The sequence below is a fragment of the Antarctobacter sp. genome (assembly GCF_034670325.1).
Taxonomy (GTDB): domain Bacteria; phylum Pseudomonadota; class Alphaproteobacteria; order Rhodobacterales; family Rhodobacteraceae; genus Antarctobacter.
Map to the genome: position 1 here is coordinate 53,747 of NZ_JAXMNR010000011.1, position 23,427 is coordinate 77,173.

Annotated in this window: 21 protein-coding genes; 5 read left to right on the forward strand and 16 right to left on the reverse strand. The window is 64.0% G+C overall.

The features are described from left to right. Positions 1 to 70 precede the first annotated feature (70 nt). Positions 71 to 2,221: a malate synthase G gene (locus VOI21_RS21720; RefSeq protein WP_323772058.1), complete on the reverse strand. Its 2,151-nt coding sequence runs from the start codon at positions 2,219 to 2,221 to the stop codon at positions 71 to 73. A 155-nt stretch (positions 2,222 to 2,376) separates the two neighbouring features. On the opposite strand from VOI21_RS21720, the gene VOI21_RS21725 reads away from it, so the two are divergent. Further along, positions 2,377 to 3,006: a chloramphenicol acetyltransferase gene (locus VOI21_RS21725; protein ID WP_323772059.1), complete on the forward strand. Its 630-nt coding sequence runs from the start codon at positions 2,377 to 2,379 to the stop codon at positions 3,004 to 3,006. A gap of 143 nt (positions 3,007 to 3,149) precedes the next feature. Here the strand turns inward: VOI21_RS21725 and VOI21_RS21730 are convergent, their stop codons facing one another. Both VOI21_RS21730 and VOI21_RS21735 read right to left on the reverse strand, forming a co-directional pair. Beyond that, positions 3,150 to 4,967, reverse strand: a complete 1,818-nt coding sequence (locus tag VOI21_RS21730) for an ABC transporter ATP-binding protein/permease (RefSeq protein ID WP_323772060.1) — start codon at positions 4,965 to 4,967, stop codon at positions 3,150 to 3,152. An 87-nt stretch (positions 4,968 to 5,054) separates the two neighbouring features. Then, on the reverse strand, positions 5,055 to 7,223 hold the full coding sequence (locus VOI21_RS21735) for a LysM peptidoglycan-binding domain-containing protein (RefSeq protein ID WP_323772061.1): 2,169 nt from the start codon (positions 7,221 to 7,223) through the stop codon (positions 5,055 to 5,057). Between the two features lie 129 nt (positions 7,224 to 7,352). Between VOI21_RS21735 and VOI21_RS21740 the strand changes: the two genes are divergently transcribed. Continuing rightward, the gene (locus tag VOI21_RS21740; protein ID WP_323772062.1) at positions 7,353 to 7,904 is read left to right on the forward strand and encodes a TIGR00730 family Rossman fold protein; all 552 of its coding nucleotides are present in this window, start codon (positions 7,353 to 7,355) and stop codon (positions 7,902 to 7,904) included. On the opposite strand, the gene rarD is transcribed toward VOI21_RS21740, so the two are convergent. From rarD to VOI21_RS21785, 9 genes are all read right to left on the reverse strand, one after another. Next, positions 7,847 to 8,761 (reverse strand): EamA family transporter RarD, encoded by a 915-nt coding sequence (rarD, locus tag VOI21_RS21745; protein WP_323772063.1) that lies wholly within the window; start codon positions 8,759 to 8,761, stop codon positions 7,847 to 7,849. The genes VOI21_RS21740 and rarD overlap by 58 nt on opposite strands. Positions 8,762 to 8,923: 162 nt before the next feature. Further along, positions 8,924 to 9,448: a DUF3592 domain-containing protein gene (locus VOI21_RS21750; RefSeq protein ID WP_323772064.1), complete on the reverse strand. Its 525-nt coding sequence runs from the start codon at positions 9,446 to 9,448 to the stop codon at positions 8,924 to 8,926. A 411-nt stretch (positions 9,449 to 9,859) separates the two neighbouring features. Then, the gene (locus VOI21_RS21755; RefSeq protein ID WP_323772065.1) at positions 9,860 to 10,459 is read right to left on the reverse strand and encodes a superoxide dismutase; all 600 of its coding nucleotides are present in this window, start codon (positions 10,457 to 10,459) and stop codon (positions 9,860 to 9,862) included. Positions 10,460 to 10,551: 92 nt separating this feature from the next. Beyond that, positions 10,552 to 10,968 (reverse strand): hypothetical protein, encoded by a 417-nt coding sequence (locus tag VOI21_RS21760; RefSeq protein ID WP_323772066.1) that lies wholly within the window; start codon positions 10,966 to 10,968, stop codon positions 10,552 to 10,554. A 70-nt stretch (positions 10,969 to 11,038) separates the two neighbouring features. Continuing rightward, complete coding sequence (locus tag VOI21_RS21765) at positions 11,039 to 11,611, reverse strand: sarcosine oxidase subunit gamma (protein WP_323772067.1); 573 nt, start codon at positions 11,609 to 11,611, stop codon at positions 11,039 to 11,041. Further along, on the reverse strand, positions 11,604 to 14,624 hold the full coding sequence (locus VOI21_RS21770) for a sarcosine oxidase subunit alpha family protein (RefSeq protein WP_323772068.1): 3,021 nt from the start codon (positions 14,622 to 14,624) through the stop codon (positions 11,604 to 11,606). Before VOI21_RS21770 ends, VOI21_RS21765 begins: the two co-directional genes overlap by 8 nt. Before the next feature lie 62 nt (positions 14,625 to 14,686). Continuing rightward, on the reverse strand, positions 14,687 to 15,016 hold the full coding sequence (locus VOI21_RS21775; RefSeq protein WP_323772069.1) for a sarcosine oxidase subunit delta: 330 nt from the start codon (positions 15,014 to 15,016) through the stop codon (positions 14,687 to 14,689). Between the two features lie 108 nt (positions 15,017 to 15,124). Beyond that, on the reverse strand, positions 15,125 to 15,373 hold the full coding sequence (locus VOI21_RS21780; RefSeq protein ID WP_323772070.1) for a hypothetical protein: 249 nt from the start codon (positions 15,371 to 15,373) through the stop codon (positions 15,125 to 15,127). A gap of 118 nt (positions 15,374 to 15,491) precedes the next feature. Beyond that, positions 15,492 to 16,736 carry a sarcosine oxidase subunit beta family protein gene (locus VOI21_RS21785; RefSeq protein WP_323772071.1) on the reverse strand — a complete coding sequence of 415 codons (1,245 nt, stop codon included), beginning with the start codon at positions 16,734 to 16,736 and terminating at the stop codon, positions 15,492 to 15,494. Between the two features lie 172 nt (positions 16,737 to 16,908). Between VOI21_RS21785 and ccmI the strand changes: the two genes are divergently transcribed. From ccmI to VOI21_RS21800, 3 genes are all read left to right on the forward strand, one after another. Beyond that, positions 16,909 to 18,141 (forward strand): c-type cytochrome biogenesis protein CcmI, encoded by a 1,233-nt coding sequence (gene ccmI / locus VOI21_RS21790; RefSeq protein WP_323772072.1) that lies wholly within the window; start codon positions 16,909 to 16,911, stop codon positions 18,139 to 18,141. 129 nt (positions 18,142 to 18,270) lie between these two features. Further along, entirely contained in the window at positions 18,271 to 18,753 is a 483-nt protein-coding gene (gene ruvX, locus VOI21_RS21795; RefSeq protein ID WP_323772073.1) for a Holliday junction resolvase RuvX, read from the forward strand. An 11-nt stretch (positions 18,754 to 18,764) separates the two neighbouring features. Beyond that, a complete protein-coding gene (locus tag VOI21_RS21800; RefSeq protein ID WP_323772074.1) occupies positions 18,765 to 19,001 on the forward strand; it encodes a DUF1289 domain-containing protein in 237 nt (78 codons plus the stop codon). Here the strand turns inward: VOI21_RS21800 and VOI21_RS21805 are convergent. The 4 genes from VOI21_RS21805 to dusA form a co-directional block, all read right to left on the reverse strand. Beyond that, complete coding sequence (locus tag VOI21_RS21805) at positions 18,998 to 20,452, reverse strand: calcium-binding protein (RefSeq protein WP_323772075.1); 1,455 nt, start codon at positions 20,450 to 20,452, stop codon at positions 18,998 to 19,000. The two genes, VOI21_RS21800 and VOI21_RS21805, sit on opposite strands and share 4 nt — an antisense overlap. Positions 20,453 to 20,608: 156 nt before the next feature. After that, on the reverse strand, positions 20,609 to 21,385 hold the full coding sequence (locus VOI21_RS21810; protein WP_323772076.1) for a hypothetical protein: 777 nt from the start codon (positions 21,383 to 21,385) through the stop codon (positions 20,609 to 20,611). After that, entirely contained in the window at positions 21,376 to 22,191 is an 816-nt protein-coding gene (locus tag VOI21_RS21815) for a sulfite exporter TauE/SafE family protein (protein WP_323772077.1), read from the reverse strand. Before VOI21_RS21815 ends, VOI21_RS21810 begins: the two co-directional genes overlap by 10 nt. A 3-nt stretch (positions 22,192 to 22,194) precedes the next feature. Further along, positions 22,195 to 23,211 (reverse strand): tRNA dihydrouridine(20/20a) synthase DusA, encoded by a 1,017-nt coding sequence (gene dusA, locus VOI21_RS21820; protein WP_323772078.1) that lies wholly within the window; start codon positions 23,209 to 23,211, stop codon positions 22,195 to 22,197. Between the last annotated feature and the right edge of the window lie 216 nt (positions 23,212 to 23,427).

Consider the following 23,427-nt stretch of genomic DNA (forward strand, 5'->3'; position numbering starts at 1 on the left):
TGAATACTAACAACGGGGGCAGCGCCCCCCCTCCGCCCTTGCCCCCCGCGATGGACCGGAGGCGGCGCGCTCAGCCCGCCGCCTTCAGTTCCAGACGACGCTTGTGCAGCACCGGTTCCGTGTACCCCGAGGGTTGCACGCGACCCTCAAGGACCAGTTCGCAGGCCGCCTGAAAGGCCACGCCGTCAAAGCCCGGTGCCATCGGCCGATAGGTTGGATCACCCGCGTTCTGACGGTCCACCACCTCGGCCATGCGTTTCATGATCTCCATGACCTCGTCACGCGTGACCACCCCGTGATGCAGCCAGTTGGCAATGTGCTGGCTGGAAATCCGGCAAGTCGCCCGATCCTCCATCAACCCGACATCGTTGATGTCGGGCACCTTGGAACAGCCCACCCCGGCGTCGATCCAGCGCACCACGTAACCCAGAATGCCTTGGGCGTTGTTCTCGACCTCACGCGTGACCTGTTCGGGACGCCACTTGCGGAAGGTGGCCAGCGGAATCTCCAGCACCGCGTCCACATGCGCGCGCCGCCCGCCCGCCCGCAGCCGTTTTTGCACGGCGAAGACATCCACCTTGTGATAGTGCAGCGCGTGCAGCGTCGCCGCGGTGGGTGACGGCACCCATGCGCAGTTCGCGCCCGCCTTGGGGTGTTCGATCTTGGCCTCCAGCATGGCGGCCATCTGGTCGGGCATGGCCCACATGCCCTTGCCGATCTGCGCGCGGCCTGACAAGCCGCATTCCAGACCGATATCAACGTTGCGCGCCTCGTAGGCCCCGATCCAACCCTTACGCTTGATGAAATCCTTGCGGGAAAACGGCCCCGCCTCCATCGAGGTGTGGATCTCATCGCCGGTCCGGTCGAGGAACCCGGTATTGATAAAAGCGACCCGGTGGCGCGCGGCGCGGATACATTCCTTGAGGTTTACAGAGGTGCGGCGTTCCTCATCCATGATGCCCAGCTTGACGGTGTATTGCGGTAGGTCCAGCGCCTGTTCGACAAAAGTGAACACCTCATCGGCAAAGGCGACCTCATCGGGGCCGTGCATCTTGGGTTTGACCACGTAGACCGACCCGTGATGCGTGTTGCGCAGGCCCCCTTCGGTGCGTTGCAGATCGTGCCGGGCGATCAGCACGGTGATCATTGCGTCCATCAGCCCCTCGAAAATCTCCGAGCCATCGCGCAGCAGGATCGCGGGGTTGGTCATCAGGTGGCCGACATTGCGGATCAGCATCAGCGCGCGGCCCTTGACGGTAAAGGGCGCGCCGTCCGGGCCTAGGAATTCGTGGTCCGGCGTCAGGCGGCGGGTCAGGGTGTCGCCGCCCTTTTCAAAGGTCTCCGTCAGGTCGCCTTTCATCAGGCCCAGCCAGTTGGCATAGGCCAGCGTCTTGTCCTCGCCATCGACGCAGGCCACCGAATCCTCGCAGTCCATGATCGCCGAGACCGCCGATTCCAGACGCACATCCGCCAGCCCCGCCTGATCGCGCGCGCCGATGTAATGCGTGCGGTCAAAGACCAGTTCCACATGCAGCCCGTTGTTGCACAGCAGGATGGCCTCGGGGGCCTTTGGGTGGCCGCGATAGCCGCGGAACTTGGACGGATCGGTCAGCGGCTGGTCGTCCACCAGCAGCGCGCCCCCCTGAATGTGATAGCGGCGCGCGTCGGCATGGCTGACGCCCTCGACCGGGAAGGCCTCATCCAGAAACACCCGCGCCCGCGCGATGACACGCGCCCCGCGCCCCTTGTCATAGCCGCCTTTGGGCGGGGCCGACCCCAAGGCGTCGGTGCCATAGAGGCCGTCATACAGGCTGCCCCAGCGGGCATTGGCGGCGTTCAGCGCGTAGCGGGCATTGGTGATCGGCACCACCAGTTGCGGACCGGGGACAGAGGCGAACTCCGGGTCGGTATTGGCGGTGTCGATCTCGAAATCCTCGCCTTCGGGGCGCAGGTATCCGATCTCTGTCAGGAAGGCCTTGTAGGCCTCATGGTCATGAGGCTGGTTGGCGCGGGCCTTGTGCCAGTCGTCGATCTGCTTTTGCAGCGTGTCGCGGGTGTCCAGCAGCGCGCGGTTGCGCGGCCCGAAATCATGCGCAAGCTCTGACAGCTTGTCCCAAAAGACCTCTGCCGCAATGCCGGTCCCCGGCAAGGCCTGTTTTTCGATGAACGTGGCCAGACGTCCGTCAACGTCCAGACCTGCGCGCGCTACACGGTCGACCATGGTATACCTCTTCTGATGTCTTGACGCGGACCGTAGCATTCTGTTTCCGATAGGCAACAAGCCCCGTGGCATTTATTGCCTCTCCCAAGCAGAAGCTGTTTCAGGCAGGGTTTGAAACCGCACTTTTGAGGCAAAGGCATAACAGGAGGTCACTGATGGCCGAACATATGGTCGATCTGGACAGGTGGCCGCGCGCAGAACAGTTCCGTTGGTTCAAGACCTTCGAGAAACCGCATTACGCCGTGACCGTCAGGTTAAACGCGACACATCTGATGACACAGCGCAAGCCGCAGGGCGTGTCGGTCTTTCGCGCCTGTCTGCATGCCATCGGGCATGGGTTGCACGCGGTGCCAGAGCTGAACATGCGGTTTCGGGGCGATGTCGTGGTGCGGCATGACAGCGTTGTACTGTCCTCTCCGGTGCCGCGCCCCGGAGGCGGGTTCAATTTCTCCTACGTCCCGTTCCATGAGGATTTTGCACAGTTCGACCACGGGGCCATCGCGGCCATCGAAGATGCCCGGCACCGCAAAACGCTGGAGGCGAACACCGGGCGCGGCGACGCGGTGGCCTATATGTCGTGCCTGCCGTGGATGGATTTCACGTCGCTGGACAATGCCATGCCCCATGCCGAGGACTGCATTCCCCGCGTGGCCTGGGGCAAGATCGTGCCCGAGGGCGGTGGCTGGCGCATGTCGATGAGCCTGCAAGTGCATCACGCGCTGGCGGATGGCGAGCATCTGGGCGCGTATTTTGCCGCTGCGCAAGAGGCGCTGGACGCGGGCTGACGGTGGGGTGGCGGTGGGTTGAAAACCCACCCTACGGGGCTGACGTGGTTGGTTGGCGGTGGGGTAACGGTGGGTTGAAAAACCCACCCTACGGGCCGGGCTACGGGTCGGACGGAATGCCGTGCGGCGGGGTGAACCCCGCCCTACGCGGCCTCGTCCTCGCCCGCCTGTTGCCGCGCCCAGAGGGCGGCATAGCGCCCTTGCCGGACCAGCAGATCGTCATGAGTGCCCTGTTCGACCACCTGCCCGTCCTGCAACACCACGATCCGGTCGGCATCGGCGATGGTCGACAGCCGGTGCGCAATGGTGATCACGGTCCGCCCTTCGCCCGCTCGACGCAGCGCCTCTTGAATCGAGGCCTCTGTTTCGGTGTCCAGCGCGCTGGTCGCCTCATCCAGCAGCAGGATCGGCGGGTCCTTGAGCAGGGTCCGCGCAATGCCGACCCGCTGCTTTTCACCGCCAGACAGTTTCAGGCCGCGTTCGCCCACCTGGGTCGCGTAGCCCTCCGGCAGGCTTGAGATGAAGTCATGGATCTGGGCGGCGCGGGCGGCGGCGATGATATCGTCCTCTGTCGCGCCGTCGCGGCCATAGGCGATGTTGTAGCGGATGGTGTCGTTGAACAGCACCGTGTCCTGTGGCACCACCCCAATGGCGGCGTGCAGGCTGTCCTGGGTGACGTCGCGCAGGTCCTGCCCGTCAATTGCCACCCGTCCGCCGTCCACGTCATAAAACCGGAACAACAGCCGCCCTATGGTGGATTTGCCCGACCCCGAAGGCCCGACAAGTGCCACGTTTTCTCCTGCCCCCACGGTCACGTCGATGCCCTTGAGGATCGGGCGGGCCGGATCATAACCGAAATGAACGTTCTCGAAGGTGACAACTCCGCCTGCGACATCCAAACCCGGCGCGCCGGGTTTGTCCGACACCTCGCGCGGTTGTTCCAGCAGTTCGAACATCTCGCCCATGTCCACCAGCGCCTGACGGATCTCGCGGTAGACGGTGCCGAGGAAGTTCAGCGGCATGGTGATCTGGATCATGTAGGCGTTGACCATGACGAAATCGCCCACCGTCAGCGCGCCGTTCTGCACGCCGATGGCGGCCATGACCATGACCGCAACCAGACCGCTGGTGATGATCAGCGACTGCCCGGTGTTCAGCGCCGCCAGAGAGGTCGCGGTCTTGATCGCCGCTGCCTCATAGCCCTTCATGGCCACGTCATAGCGCGCGGCCTCACGCCCTTCGGCACCGAAATACTTGACCGTTTCGAAATTCAGCAGGCTGTCGATCGCCTTTTGGTTGGCGTCGGTGTCCTGTTTGTTCATCTCGCGGCGCAGTTTGACCCGCCATTCTGTGACCTTGAACGTGAACAGGATATAGAGGCTGATCACCCCGACCACGACCGCCAGATACCAGACATCGAACAAGAAAAAGAGCACCGCCGCGACAAGTACCAGTTCCAGCATCAAAGGTCCGATGCTGAACAGCAGGAACCGCAGCAGGAATTCCACACCTTTGACGCCGCGTTCGATGATGCGGCTCAGCCCGCCGGTTTTGCGGGTGATGTGATAGCGCATCGACAGGCGGTGGATATGGGTAAAGGTTTCCAGCGCCAGACGGCGCAGCGCCCGTTGGCCGACCTTGGCAAAGACCGCGTCGCGCAATTGCTGAAAGCCCACGGTCATCAGCCGCGCCACGCCGTAGGCCACGGTCAGGCCCACCGCACCCAGCATCAGATCGGAGACATCGCCCGACAGGGTATCAACCGCCGCCTTGTAGAGGATGGGGGTGAATACGGCGATCAGTTTGGCCAGCACCAGAAAGGCCAATGCGATGACCACGCGGCGCTTGGCCCATGTCTGGCCCTCGGGCCAGAGATAGGGGCCGACGCGGCGGATGGTGCGCCAGCCGGAGCGGCGCTCTTCGCGGGCAATGTCATTGGCGGAGGTCAAATCTGGTGGCATGGGGGACCTTTGGCTGATCCCCTCACCTAGCCCTTTGGGTGCCGGGTTTCCAGAGCCGCGCCGATATTGCCACGACCTGCGCGCAGATCAGTTCCCGGTTCCGTCCGGCAGATTGAAGATCTGCCCGGGATAGATCAGGTCTGGGTTGCGGATCCGCTCTCGGTTGGCCTCAAAGATGCGGACGTATTGCATCCCGTCGCCATAGCGATTGCGCGAAATCCCCCAGAGCGTGTTGCCCGGCTGGATGGTCACGGTGCGGACCGGGCCGTCGCCACCCCCGGCAAGGGCGCGTTCCAGCACGGCGGCGCTTTCGCGCAGGAACGGGCTTTCGACGCGGGCGATGACCTGACCGCGCTCATTGATCTGGTCGATGCGCAGCACATAGGTGCCCTGATCGACCTCCGGCAGTTCCACCCGCCAGCCGCCGTCTTCGCGAATCCGCGAGGTGGTGACAGGCGTGTTGTCGAGGTAGATGCGCACAAAGGCCGATGTCTTGCCACGCCCCGACAACAGCACGTCGCCCTGATCGTCATAGCTGATGGAATCGAGCGCCACGTCCCCCGGCGCGATGGGCGCGGTGGACAGCGCCTCGATCCCGCGCGGCGTGGACAACAGCACCGTAGGCGCGCGCGGCGAGGATGGCGGGTCGCCCGCCTCTGGCAAAGCGCGGGCGGTGAGGACCGGGTCCGAGGCGGGCCGCGCCGGGTCTGCACCGTCGGCGGGGCCGACAGGTCCGGGGATCGTAGTTGTTACAGAGCCGACACGCGGCGTATCCGGGTCGGTGTCGTCAACCGGCACAGCGGTGCCGGGCACAGCGCCGGGACGCAGCGGGGCCGCGCCGACCTCGGGCGCGGGCTGCGCGCCCGGGACCGGGCCGCGCGCCGGTGCGCCGTTCCATATCGGCGCACCCAGCGGATCGGGTCCGGCCCCGACCTCGGGCTGTGGGAAGGTGCGGGCGATTTGTTCCGGCTTGGCAACGGGCGCGCCCTCGGCTGCACCGGGATCGGCATTGGGGACGGCAGCGGGATCAGAACTGGGATCGGCGGCGGCAACGGCACCGCTATCCCCTGCGGGCGGTGTCGTGACAGGCGGTGTCGTGGCAGCAGGGACCGTGGCGGCAGGCACCCGGTCCCCCGCGGGGGCGTCGGGATCGGGCTGTGTTTCAAGGATCGGGCCAGTATCGACAGGGGTCTTGGGCTGGCGTTCCGGGGTGATGTCAGCGGCAGCCACCTGCTGCGGCGCCACGATCACCTCACCCTCGGACAGGACGGTCTTTTCATCGGCGGTCTGGCGCAAGCTGATCACGGCTGCCCGGTCCGGCGGCAGGTTGAGGAAGGTGGTGAACTTGCCGTCGCTTCCGATCTCTATCGTCTCGACCGGCTTGCCGTCGACGATCACCTCCAGCTTGGCCCCCGGTTCACCGCCGCCGGCGATCAAAGAAAACCCATCGGTTTCGGCGCGCACAACGTCAAAACTGGGGCGTTTGATCGCCACATCGCCGTCCAGCAGCAATTCGGGAACCACAGCCGTTGCGCCCGGATCAAAAAGCGGCAGCAGCGACCCGGCAACGGTCGCCGGGTCCGGCTCTGTCGCATCGGGGGCGGCCTTGCCCTCAATCGGCGCGGGGGCGGCGGCGGTCTCGACCGGGCCGGGCGCGGCGGTGGTCTCATTTGGGTCTGGAGCGGAGGTCGTCACGCCCGGCAGCGGTGCCGCGACAGGTGCGGTCGGTTCCGGCTTGGCGGTTGCGGTTTCGCCAGGCACGGGGAGCGCGCCCGCCTCATCCGGCGCAAGCGGATGAGGGGGATTCGGCGGCTCAGACACCACCGGATCGACAACGGTGGCGGTTTCCACCGGCGGGGTTGCAGGGTCGGTTGCGTCTACGGTCCCGACCGGCGGGGTTGCCGGCTCGGTTGCATCCACAGTCTCAACCGGCGGAGTCGCCGGGTCGGTCGCATCCACGGTCTCGACCGGCGGAGTCGCCGGGTCGGTCGCGTCCACAGTATCAACCGGCGTGGGGTCAGGGGCCGTCACGGGATCTACCGGAGGCAAGGCCGGATCGGCTGTGGTCAGCGGCGCATCCGCATCTGGCGCAACTGGCGGCACCGGCGCGTCCGGAGCGGTGACAACGGCGGCGGGGGGCGGCGCGTCCGCGGGCCGTGCGCCCGGCATCTGGATCATGCCGGTCATCACCATCGTGGTCACGGCCCCGACGGTTCCTGCGCCAGCGATGGCCCAATAGAGTGCGATCTTGCTCATGGCAGCCTTCCGAAAGTCTGTCCCTGAGGTCGCAGCCCCCCGACGGGACCACAGGGTGGTTGAGCGTGTATATCCCACAGGCTACGAAGGGTCAAAAGTCGTTTTCTTTCGCCAACCTCGGGGCCTTTCATGCATAAAACCTCCATCTGTGTCTATTGCGGGTCGCGCAAGGGCGGAAATCCCCACTTCACGGCCGAGGCCGAGGCCTTGGGACAGGCGCTGGCCGGTGAAAGCTGGCGGCTGGTTTACGGGGCCGGGGACGTGGGCCTGATGGGCACCGTCGCGCGCGCCGCGCAGGCGGCAGGTGGCGAGACCTTTGGCGTGATCCCGACCCACCTGTTGCAGATGGAGGTGGGTAAGACCGATATCACCCGGTTTGTGATCACCGAGACGATGCACGAGCGCAAGAAGGTCATGCTGATGAACGCCGACGCGGTGGTGGTCATGCCCGGCGGGGCCGGATCGCTGGACGAGTTTTTCGAGGTGCTGACATGGCGGCAGCTGGGCCTGCATCACAAACCCATCGTGCTGCTGGATGTGGCCGGATACTGGGGGCCGCTCAAGGCGTTGTTGAACCATGTCGTCGACAGCGGGTTCGCCGATGGCTCGCTACTGGACTATGTTCAGAGCGGCGGTTCGGCGACAGAGGTCATGACGCTTTTGCGGCGTGCCCTGTCCTGAGCAAATCCCGACGCGGAGTACAGCGCCAGAGCTACCCAGATCATCCCGAAGGCCGCGATATGCCACGGGGTCAGCGGCTCACCAAACAGCACCACGGCGCAAAAGAACTGCAAGGTCGGGTTGAGGTATTGCAGCAACCCCAGCGTCGCCATGTTCACCTTCTTGGCAGCGGCAGAAAACAGGATCATCGGCAGGGCGGTCAGCACACCCGAAAACACCAGCAGGGCCGAGGTCCGGAGATCCGCGCCAAAGACGCCTTGGCCCTGCCCCTGCAAGACAAGCAGCCAAATCAGCGCCAGCGGGCTGAGCAGCAGAACCTCGGCGGTGACGGACACCACAGCGCCCACGGCCATCTGCTTTTTCACCAGCCCGTAGGCGCCAAAGGTGACGGCCAGCGTCAGCGCGATCCAAGGCGCACTGCCCAGCCCAAGGGTCAGCGTCGTCACGGCCAGAGCGGCCAGAGCCACCGCCACCCATTGCAGGACAGCCAGCCGTTCACGCAGAACCACCACCCCCAGCAGCACCGCAACCAGCGGAAAAATGTAGTACCCCAGCGAGGTTTCGCGAACCTGCCCGATCTGCACCGAAAAGATGAAGAGAAACCAGTTGGTCGTGACCATCAAGGCGGCAAAGCTGATCGTCAGGACCGCCCTGCCCGTCCCCAGCGCCTCACGCAATTTGCCCAGCCGCCCTTGTAGCGCCAGCAACCCGGCAAAGACCGCCAGAGACCAGAAGGTGCGATGCGCCAACAGTTCCAGCGGCGGCACGTTGATCAGCAGTTTGTAGTAGATCGGCGAGAGGCCCCAGATCGTGCAAGCGCCGATCATGAGCAGGATGCCTTGGGTCTGGGCGGGCATGATGGTCTCCGGTCAATACCCCTGCCCTACAGAGCGGCGCATCGGGCTGCAAGACGGGGCCATCGGTTCGGGGCATCCTCGTTGCGCTGTCCTTGAGGCCCACGCGCGCCGGTCCGGGGCGTCACCGGGTCACCGGATCACGACGGGAACCCCGGTCGTGCCTCACTCACCTGTTCCGCCGCGCAGCCAGCGGCGCACCCGCCACGCGCCGAAGAGCGACGGGATCAAGGTGATCAGGCCAATCGCAAATATCGTCAGCGGCAGTGCCCAAAGCTGTTCGAAGGCGGGGAGTTTCACATTGTCCTTGGTCGCGGGATTGAACAGGATCTCGTGGCGCGATCCGATCTCGAATCCCCAGTGGGCCGAGGACTGTCCGAGGCTGGCCTCGGTCATTTCCCCGTCGCGAAATTCATAGCGAAAGACCGGACCGTAGACCGTATGTGTACCCTGCCAGGGGGTCCAGTCCTCCCACTCGTAGACGCGGACAACCTCGCCGGTGGCCGTTTCGGCGCGCGAGACGAAGGTGACGCTGTCATAGGCCAGAAGCGCCGCCGCCGCCAAAAACAGTACCGGCGTCACGAATATCAGCACCCAGACGCGCCAAGACACCTGCCGCTGGCCGTCCGGAGTCGTACGCCACAGGAATTGCTGTGTCTGGTTCATCTGAATGATCAGGGTGCGCAGCATCGTGCCCCCCTCTCCTGACCGGCCCGTGATCGTACTGGACCGCCTTTTGGGCGATCCGCCAGAGACCTGACTGCATCCATGGCCTGAAATCCCTTTCCGAAACGGTGACGATGGCCCGGGTGGCTCCGGGCCATGACCAAGATATCGCCACGTTACGGTTTTCCTCCCCGCTTGTGAATCACGGGACTCGAAAATCACGGGCGGTGCGTCAAACCTCCCGGCACAATAGAGCCGCGGGCTACCCGCACCCAGCTATTCGAAAACGCCTCGATGTGGATCGACCGGGTTAGACGGGCCGTCAACGCACGCACCACAGGGGCAGACGCAAAACGCCCCCGCAATGTCTTGCGAGGGCGTGTTTTATTTCTGGCATCGGGGCGGGCGATCCCCTGCCCTGATACGATCCGGGACTTACAGCCGCGAGGCCACGTTTTCCCAGTTCACCAGATTGTCGAGGAAGTTGGCGAGGTAGGCCGGACGCTTGTTGCGGAAGTCGATGTAGTAGGAATGCTCCCACACGTCGCAACCCAGCAGAGCCGTCTGGTCAAAGCACAGAGGGTTTACGCCGTTTTCGGTCTTGGTGATCTTCAGACCGCCGTCGGCGTCCTTGACCAGCCACGCCCAGCCAGAGCCGAACTGGCCCGCGCCCGCAGCGGAAAACTGCGATTTGAAGTCGTCGACCGTGCCAAAGCTTTCCTTGATCGCTGCCTCGAGTTCGGACGGCATCGCATTCGGGCCGGGACCCATCATTTCCCAGAACTGCATGTGGTTCCAGTGCTGCGACGCGTTGTTGAACACGCCCGACTGCGCCACAGCGCCCGCCTGATACGTGCCCTTTACGATCTCCTCGAGCGATTTGCCCTCCCACTCGGTCCCGGCAATCAGCTTGTTGCCGTTGTCGACATAGGCCTTGTGGTGGATGTCGTGGTGGTATTCCATCGTTTCCTGGCTCATGCCCTGGCTGGCCAGAGCGTCATGTGCGTACGGAAGATCGGGAAGTTCAAAAGCCATGGTGCACCCCTTCATTATGTGGCGGTATACTGCCCATTAGGTGTCCCTCTCGCGGAGGAAGGTCAACCCTGCCGGGACGTGGAAAGATGTGTTCAGCCTGAAAGTTTTGTCACCTTGCAGGTTCCGGCGCGGCTGAACTGGCCTTCAAAGCCAATTGGACGGGCCGATACGTTCACCTTGCCATTGGCCTTGAGATAGGTGGCGCGGTACGCCATCCGCACGGTCTGGTTCGATGTCGATCGCATGTCCAACTCCCACGCAACGGTGACGCGCGCGGCGTTGTCGCGCACCAGCCTGCCCTCGACCGGAACCCCGTCATTATAGCCAAGGATCGCCGCGTCAGAGACAACAACCCGGTCGCTTGCGCGGTCCAGTGCAATAAAGATCAGCGGTTGAATCCACTGCCGCCCGGAGGCACCTGTGATCACACACTGATAGGCGGTTTTCTCGGCCAAGGCCGCGCCGCAGGTAATGGTCCAGAACAGGACCGACAGGATCATGCGGTGCATTGCGGCTCCGTCGTCAGGGTTGCGCAGGCACTATCCGCAGCCGCGCGCCCCAAAGCAACCGCGTGCGAAATTATTTGACGTGAAAGCCAACATGACTGTCCGGATCGGCCACCGTGCTGAGCAGGTTGAGCATGTAGTCCGCCACCGAACGAAAGCAGAAAACCCGCGCGCTGGTGTCGTCCACCAGCCAAACACCGGCGGCGACCTGCGCAAACCGCGTGCGACGCAATTCGCCTGCGGGCAGTGCCTCTGCGGCGAAATCGACCGGGGCCAGCTTGGCCAGCACGTCGCGGATCTGGGTTCCGCGCAGTTGGAACAGTGCCCGCATATCCGATACGTTGACGACCAGACAATGCTGTCCCGCCAGCGCGGTATTCAGACGGTCGACCGCCGAGGTTGCCTGCCTGTAGGGCACAAGGATCAGCAGTTCATCCGGTGACATCCAGAGCAGGCCGGTGTCTCCGGTGGTATTGGCACCGCGCAGATCAGGCATTGGCTGCCCGGTCAGGTCGGTCACCGCGGCAATCACCTCGGGCGAGGACAGATCGCCGCGCAGGGTGATCATCCCCTGCGGTCCGATTTCGCGCACCTCGACAAGGCCATCAAAGCTGGCGCCGCCCAGCGGCAGGACAGGTTCAGACATTCTGCTTCTCCCCTTCGGGATCAAAGAAGACCGGGTTGACGATGCGGGCCGGGTGCTCTGTCTCGCCATCGTCGCCGATGAAGGTGATGACCTCGCCCATGCGGTCGGGTCCGTGTTTGACCAGCCCCATCGCGATCCCCTTGCCCAGCGTCGGCGAATGATAGGTCGAGGTCACGCGCCCTTGGGTGTTGCGCTGGCCGTTGGCATTTTTGCCCGGTGCCACGGCATAAGCTCCGTCCGGCAGAACAGAGCCGTCCAGCGTTTCCAGCCCCACAAGCTGCCAGCGCTCCGGGTCGGCCATGTGGCTACGGGCCTGCGCGCGCTTGCCCAGATAGTCCTCTTTCTTCTTCGAGATCGCCCAGTGCAGACCCAGATCCTGCGGGATGATCGTGCCGTCGGTTTCATCGCCGATCATGATGAACCCCTTTTCGGCCCGCATGATGTGCAGCGCCTCGGTGCCGTAGGGCGTTGCGTTCCACTCCGCCCCGGCCTCAAGAACCCTGTCCCAAAAGGCCCGGCCCAGATGCGCGGGCACGGCGATCTCATAGCTCAGTTCGCCGGAAAAGGAGATGCGATAGACCCGCACCGGAAAACCTGCCAGCGTGCCATCGGCCCAGCCCATGAACGGCAACGTTTCCTTGGCCACATCCATGCCGCCCAGCTTTTCCAGCAGCTTGCGCGCGTTGGGGCCGACCACGGCGACCTGCGCGTATTGCTCTGTCACGTTGGCGGTATAGACCTGCCAGTCCCACCATTCGGTTTGCAGCCATTCCTCCATATGGGCATGGATACGGTCCGCGCCGCCGGTGGTGGTGTGGCACAGGAAGGTGTCCTCATCTATGCGCGCCACCACGCCGTCGTCGCTGAGAAAACCGTTTTCAGAACACATCAGACCGTAGCGGCATTTGCCCGGTTTCAGCGTCGACATCATGTTGGTGTACAGCATGTCGAGGAAACGGCCCGCATCCGGCCCTTTGACGATGATCTTTCCCAAGGTGGAGGCGTCGAGCAGGCCAAGGCTGTCGCGGGTGGCCAGCACCTCGCGATGAACGGCCTGTTCCACGGTTTCGCCTGCGCGCGGGAAACAATACGGACGACGCCAGTGGCCAACCGGTTCCCAATGGGCGTTGTTGTCCATGTGCCATTGATGCAGCGGCGTCTTGCGCAGAGGCTGAAAGATTTCACCGCGCGCCTCACCGGCAATCGCCCCCATGCTGATGGGCGTATAGGGCGGGCGAAAGGTGGTGGTGCCAACCTGCGGGATCGCCTCACCCAAAGATCCAGCAAGCGTCGCCAGACCGTTGATGTTGCTGAGTTTCCCCTGATCGGTCGCCATACCCAGGGTGGTATAGCGTTTGGTGTGTTCGACGCTTTCATAGCCTTCGCGGGCGGCCAGTTGCACGTCGGACACCTTGACGTCGTTCTGGTAATCCAGCCAGGTCTTCATCCGCAGGTCGTCCCACGCATTCGCGGGCATCAACCAGACCGGCATCATCGCCGCCTCATCGGCGCCCGTCGCCTTGGGCGCGGCAAAGCGGCGGGGTTTTCCCCCTGCGGCCTTGGACACGGATTTTGCCGATGTATCAGCATCTTCCAAGGCATCGTTCAGGCGCAGATAGCCGTTGGAACTGCCCACACAGGTGACAAACGCCTCACCATCGTGGCTGGTCGGCGCGCGGGCGGGATCGGGCCGGAAAAAGGCCTGCGTGTCGTCCCAAGTCAGCTTGCCTCCGCAATGCGACCACAGATGCACCACCGGCGACCAGCCGCCTGACATGGCGACCGCATCGCATTTGATTTCTTCCAGCAGCGCACCGCCGCCCGCCATTGTGCAGAGCACGACGCCGGTCACGCGCTTGCCGCCCTTGACCTTGGCAATGGCGCGCCCGGTCTCGACCCGGATGCCCAGCGCCTTGGCCTCTTCCATCAGCGCGCCGCCGCCGAATTCGCGGGCATCGATCACCACAGGCACCGTCATCCCCGCCTTTTTCAAAGCGATGGCAGTACGATAGGCGTCGTCGTTGTTGGTCACGACCACGGTCTTTTCACCCGCCGCGACACCGTAGTTCACAAGGTAGTCGCGCACCGCCGAGGCGAGCATCACACCCGGCACGTCATTGCCAGCAAAGCTCAAGGGACGTTCGATTGCGCCGGTGGCGTTGATGATCTGCTTGGTGCGGATGCGCCACAAACGGTGACGCGGGCCGCGTGAATTGGCCAGATGGTCGGTCAGACGCTCATAGCCCAGCACATAGCCGTGGTCATAAACCCCCGCCCCCATGTTGCGCGTGCGCATCGTGACATTTGGCATGTCTTCAAGGGCTTGCACGGTTGTCTTGACCCAGTCGTCGGGCGACATGCCGTCAATCTCACCGCCATCAACCGGCGCGCGCCCGCCCCAGTGGGCAGTCTGTTCCAACAGCAGCACCTTGGACCCGGACTCGCCCGCCGCCTTGGCCGCTTGCAAACCGGCGACGCCGCCACCGACCACAAGGACGTCAACGAAAGCGTAGAAATGCTCATAGGTGTCGGGATCGCGCGTTTCCGGGTCCGGTGCCTTGCCCAGTCCCGCCGACTGGCGGATGAAGGGTTCGTAAACGTGCTTCCAGAACGGGCGCGGGTGAATGAACGTCTTGTAGTAGAAACCCGCGGTCAGGTAGCGCGCAAAGAACCCGTTCAGCGCGCCAATGTCATAGTCCAGCGACGGCCAGTGGTTCTGCGAGGTCGCGACGAGGTTCGGGAACAGTTCCGTCGTGGTCGCCCGTTGGTTGGGTTCGTGATGCACGCCCTGCCCAAGGTTCACCAGCGCGTTGGGTTCCTCTGCCCCGCTGGCAACGATGCCGCGCGGACGGTGGTATTTGAAACTGCGCCCGACCAGCATCCGGTCATTTGCCAACAGCGCCGAGGCAAGCGTGTCGCCGTCCGCGCCAGTCATGGACCTGCCGTTGAAAGTGAATTTAACAGTCGAATTGCGGTCGATCAGACGGCCGCCACTGGCGAGACGGATGCTCATGGCTCAGGCCTTTACGTTTGTCTGGCGGGTGGAAAGAGGGGTATTTTTACAGAGAAGAAACATCAGGACAGATCCCTCCACGACCAGCCGGGGCGCTTGGCGGTGATCTTGTCCAGCAGGTCCTGCGGGGGTTGAAAGGTCTGCGCACGGTAGGTGCCGAAGACCTCCATCGTCATGGTGCAGCGCGCCGCGTGGAACCACTTGCCGCAGCCGTTCACATGCCGCCAGCGTTCAAAATGCACGCCTTTGGGGTTCTCGCGGGTGAAGAGGTAGGTTTCGAAATCGTCATCCGACGCATCGGGGCCATGGCGCGTGATATGCGCCTCGCCCCCGGCGTGCAGTTCGGTTTCTTCGGCCGCAACGCCGCAGTAAGGGCAATTGAGGATCAGCATGGCAGAGCCTCCTTCGGTGACGTGTTCGGTAACATGGGACGGGACGCGAAAAGGCCGGGGCGCGCATGCACCCCGGCCATACTGCCGGCCCGAAACGGACCAGTGACGTCAGTCGCTGCCCGCAGGTTTTGCGTCCGGGGCCGCGTCAACGGCAGGCGCGCCCTCGCTTTGCACGGTGATGTTGAGGTCCGCGCCGCCGCCATCCGCGGCAGGCGACCCGATGTCACCGGAAAAGATAACGTAGGACAGGACCGCGACGACAACCACGAGAATGCCGACAATGAACGCGAGACCGGAGTTTCCGCCGGTGTCACTGGTCGTGGTTGTGGTCGTATTGTTGTGCGTGGCGTCCGACATGGGGAGCCCTCCTTTGATGTCATCTCGACTTTGCGATCTGACAGAGGAACGCCTTGGCCCGCGTCCGGGTTCCATCGCCCGCGCGCAGGGTCGGCAACAAGATGCGCATCACACAACATCAGTGCGCCACCCCCGCAGCCACGCTTTCGTCGATGAACTTGCCATCGCGGAAGCGCCACATGCTGAACTCTTCGGTCAGCGGCGAATGCCCCTTGGCCATCAGTTCGGCAAAGCCCCAACCAGAGCCGGGGATCGCCTTGAACCCGCCGGTGCCCCAGCCAGAGTTGATGAAACAGCCCTCCAGCGGCGTCTTGGACAGGATCGGAGAGCGGTCGCCGGTGACATCCACGATCCCGCCCCACTGGCGCAACATCTTGAGGCGCGACAGCATCGGGAAGGTTTCGATCAGCGCGCGCACGGTTTCCTCGACGTGGTGGAACGATCCGCGCTGGGTAAAGCCGTTGTAGCCATCCGTGCCGCCGCCAATGACCATCTCCCCCTTGTCGGACTGGCTCATGTAGCCGTGCACGGTGTTGGCCATGACAACGCAATTCATGATCGGCTTGATCGGCTCTGACACCAGCGCCTGCAGCGGCACCGATTCCAGTGGCAGGCGAAAGCCCGCCATATCGGCCAGATCGCCGGAGTGCCCCGCCACCACGATGCCCAGTTTCTCACAACCGATGTCACCTTTGGTGGTCTGGACGCCGGTGACGCGCCCGCCCTCTTGGCGGACGCCGGTGACCTCACATTTCTGGATGATGTCCATACCCATGGCCGAACACGCCCGCGCATAGCCCCAAGCCACCGCATCGTGTCGGGCAGACCCTGCCCGTTCCTGCCAGAGCGCGCCCAGCACCGGATAGCGCGGCCCGGCGAGGTTGATGATCGGCACGATCTCCTTGACCTCACGCGGGGTGATGAACCGCGTCTCGACCCCTTGCAGCGCGTTGGCATGGGCCGTGCGCAGATAGCCGCGCACCTCATGTTCGGTCTGCGCCAGCATCATCACGCCACGCGGGCTGAACATGACGTTATAGTTCAGGTCCTGGCTCATCGTCTCATAGAGAGAGCGCGCCTTTTCGTAGATCGCCGCCGACGGGTCCTGTAGATAGTTCGACCGGATGATGGTTGTGTTGCGGCCGGTGTTGCCGCCGCCCAGCCAGCCCTTTTCGATCACCGCGACGTTGGTGATGCCAAAGTTCTTGCCAAGGTAATAGGCGGTGGCAAGGCCATGCCCCCCCGCGCCGACGATCACAACGTCGTAGCGTTTCTTGGGCTGCGCATTGCGCCAGGCGCGTTCCCAGTGCTTGTGACCAAAGAAGGCTTCGCGGGCGATGGCAAAGGCGGAATAACGTTTCATGAGGCTCGAATCCGGTTCATCCGTTTCGGGAGTGATGCACTCAAACGCCAATGTGCAGGTGTGTGCAACCGTCACAATACCTTACAGTTGCGACATGGCGCGCCATGCGGGGCTTTTGCCCTTTTTTCCGGCCCGTCCGCGGCTTAAGTCAGGACGAAGGAAAGGGAGGCCCATGACGCTATTCTGGATCGTGACAGGAACAGCCGCCGTGCTGGCAGCCGCGGCGCTTGTTCTGGCGCTATTGCGCGGACGGCGGGCGACCGGCCCGTCAGAGGCCTATGACCTGGAGGTGTACCGCGACCAGCTCAAAGAGGTCGAGGCAGACGCCGCCCGAGGCAAGATCCCGGAGGACGAGGCCGAACGCCTCAGGGTCGAGATTTCGCGCCGCCTGCTGGGGGCCGACGCCAAGATGCAGGCCAGCGATGACAAGGCAGTGCAGCCTCGCGTGCTGGGCTATGCTCTGGCGGCGGTGATCTCTCTGGTGGTGGTGGGGGGCGGCTTTGGCCTCTACACTTGGATCGGCGCGCCGGGATACGGCGATGCCCCGCTCAAGACACGTCTGGCCCGCGCCGAAGAAGCGCTGAATAGCCGCGTGTCGCAAGAGGCGATGGAGGCGCGCGTGCCGCCAAGGCCCGCGCCCGACGCCGCGCCCGAGTACCTGCAACTTGTCGACCGACTGCGCGGTGCTGTCGCCGAGCGGCCCGACGACATGCAGGGCCATGTCCTGCTGGCCCGGTCCGAAGCGGCGCTTGGCAATTTCGCCGCCGCCTACAAGGCACAGGCGCAGATCATCCGGCTCAAAGGCGATGCGGCCACCGCGCAGGATTACACCGATCTGGCCGACATGATGATCCTTGCTGCGGGCGGCTATGTCTCGCCGCAGGCACAGATCGTGTTGGAACAGGCCCTGTCACGGGACCCGGAAAACGGTGTGGCGCGCTATTACGGCGGGTTGATGATGGCGCAGGTTGGCCGGCCCGACGTCGGCTTTCGCATGTGGAACAAGCTGTTGCGCGAAAGCTCGGCGCAGGATCCTTGGGTCGGGCCGATCACCGACCAGATCGAGGACCTTGCCTTTCTGGCGGGTGAGCAGAACTTCCAGATGCCCAAACTGGCCGGTGCGGCCCCCGGTCCCAGTCAGGCCGATGTCGCCGCCGCAGCGGACATGACGCCCGAGGAACGGCAGGACATGATCCGAGGCATGGTCAGTCAACTGTCAGAGCGGCTTGCCGAAGAAGGCGGACCGGTCGAGGACTGGGCGCGGCTGATCTCATCGCTGGGGGTTCTGGGTGAGACGGATCGTGCCAGCGCGATCTACACCGAGGCGCAGACCGTCTTTGGGGCCAGCCCCAAGGCGCTTGCGCTTTTGCAGGGCGCGGCGCAGCGGGCCGGGATTGCGGACTGATCCTTTGACACCTCCGCCCTCGCCCCGCGCGCCCTGCCCCGAGGCACCGGCCAAAGGCCGGGGCCGAGACACCCTGCGCGCCGCAAGGCGCTCTATCGGATTGCGCCTGCCAGATGGGACACAGTGGCCATGATTCACGACAGCATCGAGGATTTTGTGGCCGATCTTGCGCCCATGTCTGCCCTTGCCGGGCTTGATCTGGGAACCCGCACCATCGGCGTTGCGGTCTCGGACAGGTTTCGCTCTGTCGCGACGCCGCTTGAGACCGTCAAGCGCAAGAAATTTGGGCTCGACGCGGCGCAACTGGTGAAAATCCTCGACGCCCGTGAGATCGGTGGCGTCATCCTCGGCCTGCCGCGCAATATGGACGGCTCCGAGGGTCCGCGCTGCCAATCCACCCGCGCCTTTGCCCGGAATTTTTCCGCGCTCTGGCCCGGCCCGATCGGTTTCTGGGATGAACGTCTGTCCACCGTGGCCGCGGAAAAAGCCCTGCTAGAGGCGGATACGACGCGAAAACGTCGCTCCGAGGTCATAGATCACGTCGCTGCCGCCTATATCCTGCAAGGGGCCCTTGACCGGATGCGCCATCTCGGTACTCCGGACGAAGGTTGAAAAGAGGCATGATGAAAGACGATATCTGGCACCGCAACGAGATCGAAAGCCCCTGTGTGAAGGTCTGCGTGATCCATCCGCAAGAGCGGCTGTGCACCGGCTGTCTGCGCACCGCGCGCGAGATCACGTTGTGGTCCAACATGTCCCATGACGAACGGCGGGAAGTAATGGACGATCTGGCGAACCGCTCTGGCCGCCTGCGCAAGCGCAGAGGCGGGCGCGCGGCCCGCCTCAAAAGTCAGGGTTAGGCAAAGCCGCCGGTCTGGACGACAACATCCGTCAAGGCGACCGGACCGCCGACCTGGACCTGTTCGACCAGGAACCCGTCTATGCGCAACTGCACCTCGACCGGGTAAAGAGACCCCGCCGGGTTATCGACGATAGTCACCTCCGCGTCCGCCAGATCGTCCGCGAACACATCGAAGGCAATCACGTCCTCGCCAGATACGAAATCGACGAACACCGGCCCATATTCCGATCCAAGCGCATCCAGCGTGTCTTCGCCTTCGCCCCCGTACACGATGGGTCCCGCCAGCAGATCGTCCCCGGCGTCGCCGTAGATCTCGACATCGCCCACGGCATAGATCTCGTCATTTCCGTCGCCGCCTCGCAGAACACCCTCAAAGCCCAAGACAATGGCGTTGACCCCAGATGAGCCGATGCTGTCATCGCCCGGACCGCCATCGACATCGACGGTATAGTCGCCGGTCGAGAACAGCTCGAACACATCGTTCCCTTCGCCGCCCTCGACCGTGACATTGGCCGAATCGACATTGATCAGGTCATTGCCGGGGCCCAGATCGACCACGTTCGCGTCCGTCAGCGGAGAGGACACAAACGGCCGGTCAATAAAGACCTGATCGTTGCCTTCACCGGCGTCGATGACGTCAGACCCAAAGCCGGATGTGATGACGTCGTTGCCAAGGCCGCCGGTCAGGGTGTCGTCGCCCTCGTCCCCGTCGATCACGTCGTTGCCATCACCGCCGTCGATATTGTCGTCGCCTTCGCCGCCGCCGGCGATGTCGTTGCCCGCACCGCCGGTCAGCACATCGTTGCCAAGCCCGCCCGCCAGAACATCGTCGTTGCTGCCGCCGCTCAGGGTGTCGTCCCCGGCACCGCCATCAAGGCTGTCCTCTCCGGTGCTGCCGGTCAGGATGTCCTGCCCGTCATCGCCGCTCAGGGTATCGTCGCCGCCGTTGCCGTTGAGGGTGTCGTCACCGGCACCGCCAGAGGCGGAATCGTCCCCGTCTTCGCCATCGACCACGTCGTTGCCATCCCCTGCCAGCAACGTGTCGTCACCGGCGCCGCCGGTCAGCACGTCGTCGTCCGCGCCCCCCGCGACGACATCGTCATTGCTGCCACCGCTCAGCACGTCAGCGCCCGGACCACCGTCCAGACTGTCTTCGCCGATGCTGCCGGACAGGCTGTCATCGCCCTCTTCGCCCAACAGCGTATCGTTCCCGGCATTGCCCCTGAGATCGTCGTTCCCCGCGCCGCCCAGCACAAAGTCGTTCCCGGCCAGCGCGGCGATAAAGTCATCGTCGCCGCCCAGCGTGATCTCATCGTCACCCATGGTGGGCGCATCAGGATCTGTGCCGCCGCCAGAGCCGCCGCCACCGGAGCCCCCGCCGTCGTCACCGGAGTCCCCCAGCACAAGGCCAAGCAGCAAAAGCGGCAAAATGGACATAAGAATAATCATGGAAATGGTCCCCCCACAGGATTTCAGGGGACGAGTGGACACTTAAACATCTCATATTGAAACAAATTTTTTCGACTGTTCCGAAAGTGGCGACAATTCTTGCCCAAACGGTATCTTTGATCACGAAACGCGCAAAGACACGAGCGCCATTGCAACTTAGGGCTGCAACCAACCCGGAACATTGCCGCTGATCAGTGGACGGAAATAGGCCACCATGCGGCCCTCGGGGGCGGCTCTGGCCCCTTCCTGCCACGGCGCGATACCGTGCAACGCCAACCGGTGCAGCAAGATCGCCTCTCCCGGCGCGGCGGGCAGCGTGATCCGGCGGCAGGTTTCGAAACAGGCGCGGCGCGCGGCGGCATAGGCCTCGGTCACATCGACACCGCCCCAGTCCTCGGGCGGATAGTCCTCCAGCGCCGCGCGCAGCGCCGCGCGGATCACCGTGTGGCTGCCCTCCCAGACCACCAGCGGGCTGGCCTCCGGATCAGCCTCGGTCAGCGGCAGGCCCAGAATCCAGGCGTGTGGTTCCAGAATGCGGCGGCGGCGGTCCGGTCCTTCGGCGATGATCCCATCGACATGCGCCGCGTCCCGCAGCATCCGATAGCGAAAACCTGCATCGCTTTCGCCCCCGCGCCGTTTTGGATAGCCCGGAAAGGTCACGGACAGTTGCGCGGGATGCAGGGCGGGCAAAGGCCCCAGCCTGTCGATGGCCGGACCGGCCAGCGGCACGCCCCCGATGCTGCCGTCGGGGGACGTGGGCAGCGCATCGACGCCGACAAACCAAGTCCCCTGACATTGCAGCCACTTGGCGCGCATCACAGGATCGGCCAGCACCTCACGCCCGACGTCCCGCGCCGCCCGCGCCCATGCCAGCGTCTGCGGGCTGGCCGCAAACCGCGCCCAGCCAAGGGTATCCAGATCGCCTAGCCCCAAAGCGCCTCTCGCATCATGTTGGCCGCAACCAACAGGATGAACCCGGCAAAGACCCGGCGCAAGACCAGCGCCGGCAGCGCATGGGCCAGACGCGCGCCCAGCGGGGCCGTCAGGAAGGTCATGCAGACGGTGATCAGAAAGGCCGGTCCGTTCACCGCACCCAGCGTCCAGGGTGGCGCACCATCAACCGAGACAAGGACAAAGCCGATCACCGAAGGCACCGCGATCAGCAGGCCAAAGCCCGCCGCCGTCGCCACCGCCCGGTGCATCGGCACGCTGTAAAGCGTCATCAACGGCACGCCGAAACTGCCGCCACCGATCCCCATCAGGACAGACAGGAATCCAACCATCGGCGACAGCACGCCACGTGTCCCGCCCTCCGGCATCTGTGGACCGATCCGCCAGTCCTTGCGTCCAAAGGCAAGGTAGAGACCGACAATCGTCGCCAGAACGGCAAAGATCAGCGCCAATGCGTCCGACCGCAGCCGTGCCGCCACCAGTACCCCCAGCACCGCGCCCAACGCGATCCCCGGTGCCCAGCGGCGCAGCAGATCCCAATCCACCGCGCCGCGTTTGTTATGCGCCATCACGGACCGGGTCGACGTGACGATGATCGAGGCCAGAGAGGTAGCAAGACAGACCTGCATCAGTTGCGGCCCGTCAAACTCCAGCGCCGAAAAGACATAGTAATAGGCAGGCACAAGGATGATCCCGCCGCCCACGCCAAACAGACCCGCAAGGATACCGGCAAAGCCGGCCGCCACGACGAGGATGCCCACGAGGGGCAGAAGTATAGAGAAATCCATATGTCAGGCTGCCTTTGCCGATCCGATGTGAGAAAGCGCGCGTTCCAACAGTTCCGGCCCCGCGCCGTCACGGCTCGCGCCTTCGGACAGGATCTGCCGCCAGCGCCTTGCGCCGGGACGCCCCGCGAAAAGACCCATCATGTGACGGGTGATCTGATTCAGCCTGCCGCCCGCGCTCAGGTGCGCCTCTATATAGGGGAACATGGCGCGGGCCACGTCCTCGGGCGTCTTGGCGTCGTTTGGCTGCCCCCAGATGCGGGCATCCGCCTCTCCCAGAATGTCCCAGGGCTGGTGATAGGCAGCGCGGCCGACCATGACGCCGTCCAGACCATCGTCCAGAAACCCCTGAACCTGATCCAGATCCGTGATACCGCCATTGACCGATAGGTGCAGATGCGGAAACAGCGCGCGCATCCGGCGGATCAGGTCATAGTCCAGCGGCGGAATATCACGGTTCTCCTTTGGGCTGAGCCCCTTCAGCCACGCCTTGCGGGCGTGGATGATGATGCGTGAACAGCCCACGGCCCCAAGCCGCGCAAGGAATTCCGGCAGCACGGTTTCGGCATCCTGATCGTCGACGCCGATGCGGCATTTCACCGTAACCTCGACATCCACCGCGTCTTGCATGGCACTCACGCAGTCGATCACCGTCTGCGGGTGTTTCATCAGCACCGCGCCGAACGTGCCCGATTGCACCCGGTCCGACGGGCAGCCGCAATTCAGATTGATCTCATCATAGCCCGCCGCGGCCCCCAACCGCGCCGCCTGCGCCAGTTCCGCCGGGTTCGATCCGCCCAGCTGCAACGCCACGGGGTGCTCCTCTTGCGCGTGGTCCAACAGATGCAGCGCCCCCCCACGGACCAACGCGGGCGCGGTCACCATCTCAGTATAGAGCAAGGCCTGCCCCGACATCAGACGATGAAAGTACCGGCAATGCCGGTCCGTCCAGTCCATCATCGGGGCCACCGATAGGCGAGAGGCCCTCAATGCATTTGGTTTTGCTGAACTTTCTTGCTTCATCAAGTCATACCATTTCAGCTCATTTTCCCCATGTACCTACGTTAAGTCATACGAAATCTAGCGGAGTCATATGAGATGACGAGCATCAGAGAACGCACCCACGGGGATGGATCGAAGGCATACCTTGTTCAGATCACCCGGCGCAAGGCAGGGGTCAGTGAATCCCGGCAGGTCGACAAGCGCAAGACGGCTGAGACGTGGGCCAAGAACCGTGAG

What these genes read in the sequence shown, in the direction of transcription:
- VOI21_RS21775 (WP_323772069.1), bottom strand. Translation starts at nt 15,016, where the DNA reads ATGCTGATCCTCAATTGCCCTTACTGCGGCGTTGCGGCCGAAGAAACC.
- rarD (WP_323772063.1), bottom strand. Translation starts at nt 8,761, where the DNA reads ATGCCCGCCCAGACCCAAGGCATCCTGCTCATGATCGGCGCTTGCACG.
- dusA (WP_323772078.1), bottom strand. Translation starts at nt 23,211, where the DNA reads ATGAAGCAAGAAAGTTCAGCAAAACCAAATGCATTGAGGGCCTCTCGC.
- VOI21_RS21750 (WP_323772064.1), bottom strand. Translation starts at nt 9,448, where the DNA reads ATGCTGCGCACCCTGATCATTCAGATGAACCAGACACAGCAATTCCTG.
- VOI21_RS21780 (WP_323772070.1), bottom strand. Translation starts at nt 15,373, where the DNA reads ATGTCGGACGCCACGCACAACAATACGACCACAACCACGACCAGTGAC.
- VOI21_RS21755 (WP_323772065.1), bottom strand. Translation starts at nt 10,459, where the DNA reads ATGGCTTTTGAACTTCCCGATCTTCCGTACGCACATGACGCTCTGGCC.
- VOI21_RS21725 (WP_323772059.1), top strand. Translation starts at nt 2,377, where the DNA reads ATGGCCGAACATATGGTCGATCTGGACAGGTGGCCGCGCGCAGAACAG.
- VOI21_RS21805 (WP_323772075.1), bottom strand. Translation starts at nt 20,452, where the DNA reads ATGATTATTCTTATGTCCATTTTGCCGCTTTTGCTGCTTGGCCTTGTG.
- VOI21_RS21760 (WP_323772066.1), bottom strand. Translation starts at nt 10,968, where the DNA reads ATGCACCGCATGATCCTGTCGGTCCTGTTCTGGACCATTACCTGCGGC.
- VOI21_RS21720 (WP_323772058.1), bottom strand. Translation starts at nt 2,221, where the DNA reads ATGGTCGACCGTGTAGCGCGCGCAGGTCTGGACGTTGACGGACGTCTG.
- ruvX (WP_323772073.1), top strand. Translation starts at nt 18,271, where the DNA reads ATGATTCACGACAGCATCGAGGATTTTGTGGCCGATCTTGCGCCCATG.
- VOI21_RS21770 (WP_323772068.1), bottom strand. Translation starts at nt 14,624, where the DNA reads ATGAGCATCCGTCTCGCCAGTGGCGGCCGTCTGATCGACCGCAATTCG.
- VOI21_RS21740 (WP_323772062.1), top strand. Translation starts at nt 7,353, where the DNA reads ATGCATAAAACCTCCATCTGTGTCTATTGCGGGTCGCGCAAGGGCGGA.
- ccmI (WP_323772072.1), top strand. Translation starts at nt 16,909, where the DNA reads ATGACGCTATTCTGGATCGTGACAGGAACAGCCGCCGTGCTGGCAGCC.
- VOI21_RS21800 (WP_323772074.1), top strand. Translation starts at nt 18,765, where the DNA reads ATGAAAGACGATATCTGGCACCGCAACGAGATCGAAAGCCCCTGTGTG.
- VOI21_RS21765 (WP_323772067.1), bottom strand. Translation starts at nt 11,611, where the DNA reads ATGTCTGAACCTGTCCTGCCGCTGGGCGGCGCCAGCTTTGATGGCCTT.
- VOI21_RS21815 (WP_323772077.1), bottom strand. Translation starts at nt 22,191, where the DNA reads ATGGATTTCTCTATACTTCTGCCCCTCGTGGGCATCCTCGTCGTGGCG.
- VOI21_RS21730 (WP_323772060.1), bottom strand. Translation starts at nt 4,967, where the DNA reads ATGCCACCAGATTTGACCTCCGCCAATGACATTGCCCGCGAAGAGCGC.
- VOI21_RS21735 (WP_323772061.1), bottom strand. Translation starts at nt 7,223, where the DNA reads ATGAGCAAGATCGCACTCTATTGGGCCATCGCTGGCGCAGGAACCGTC.
- VOI21_RS21785 (WP_323772071.1), bottom strand. Translation starts at nt 16,736, where the DNA reads ATGAAACGTTATTCCGCCTTTGCCATCGCCCGCGAAGCCTTCTTTGGT.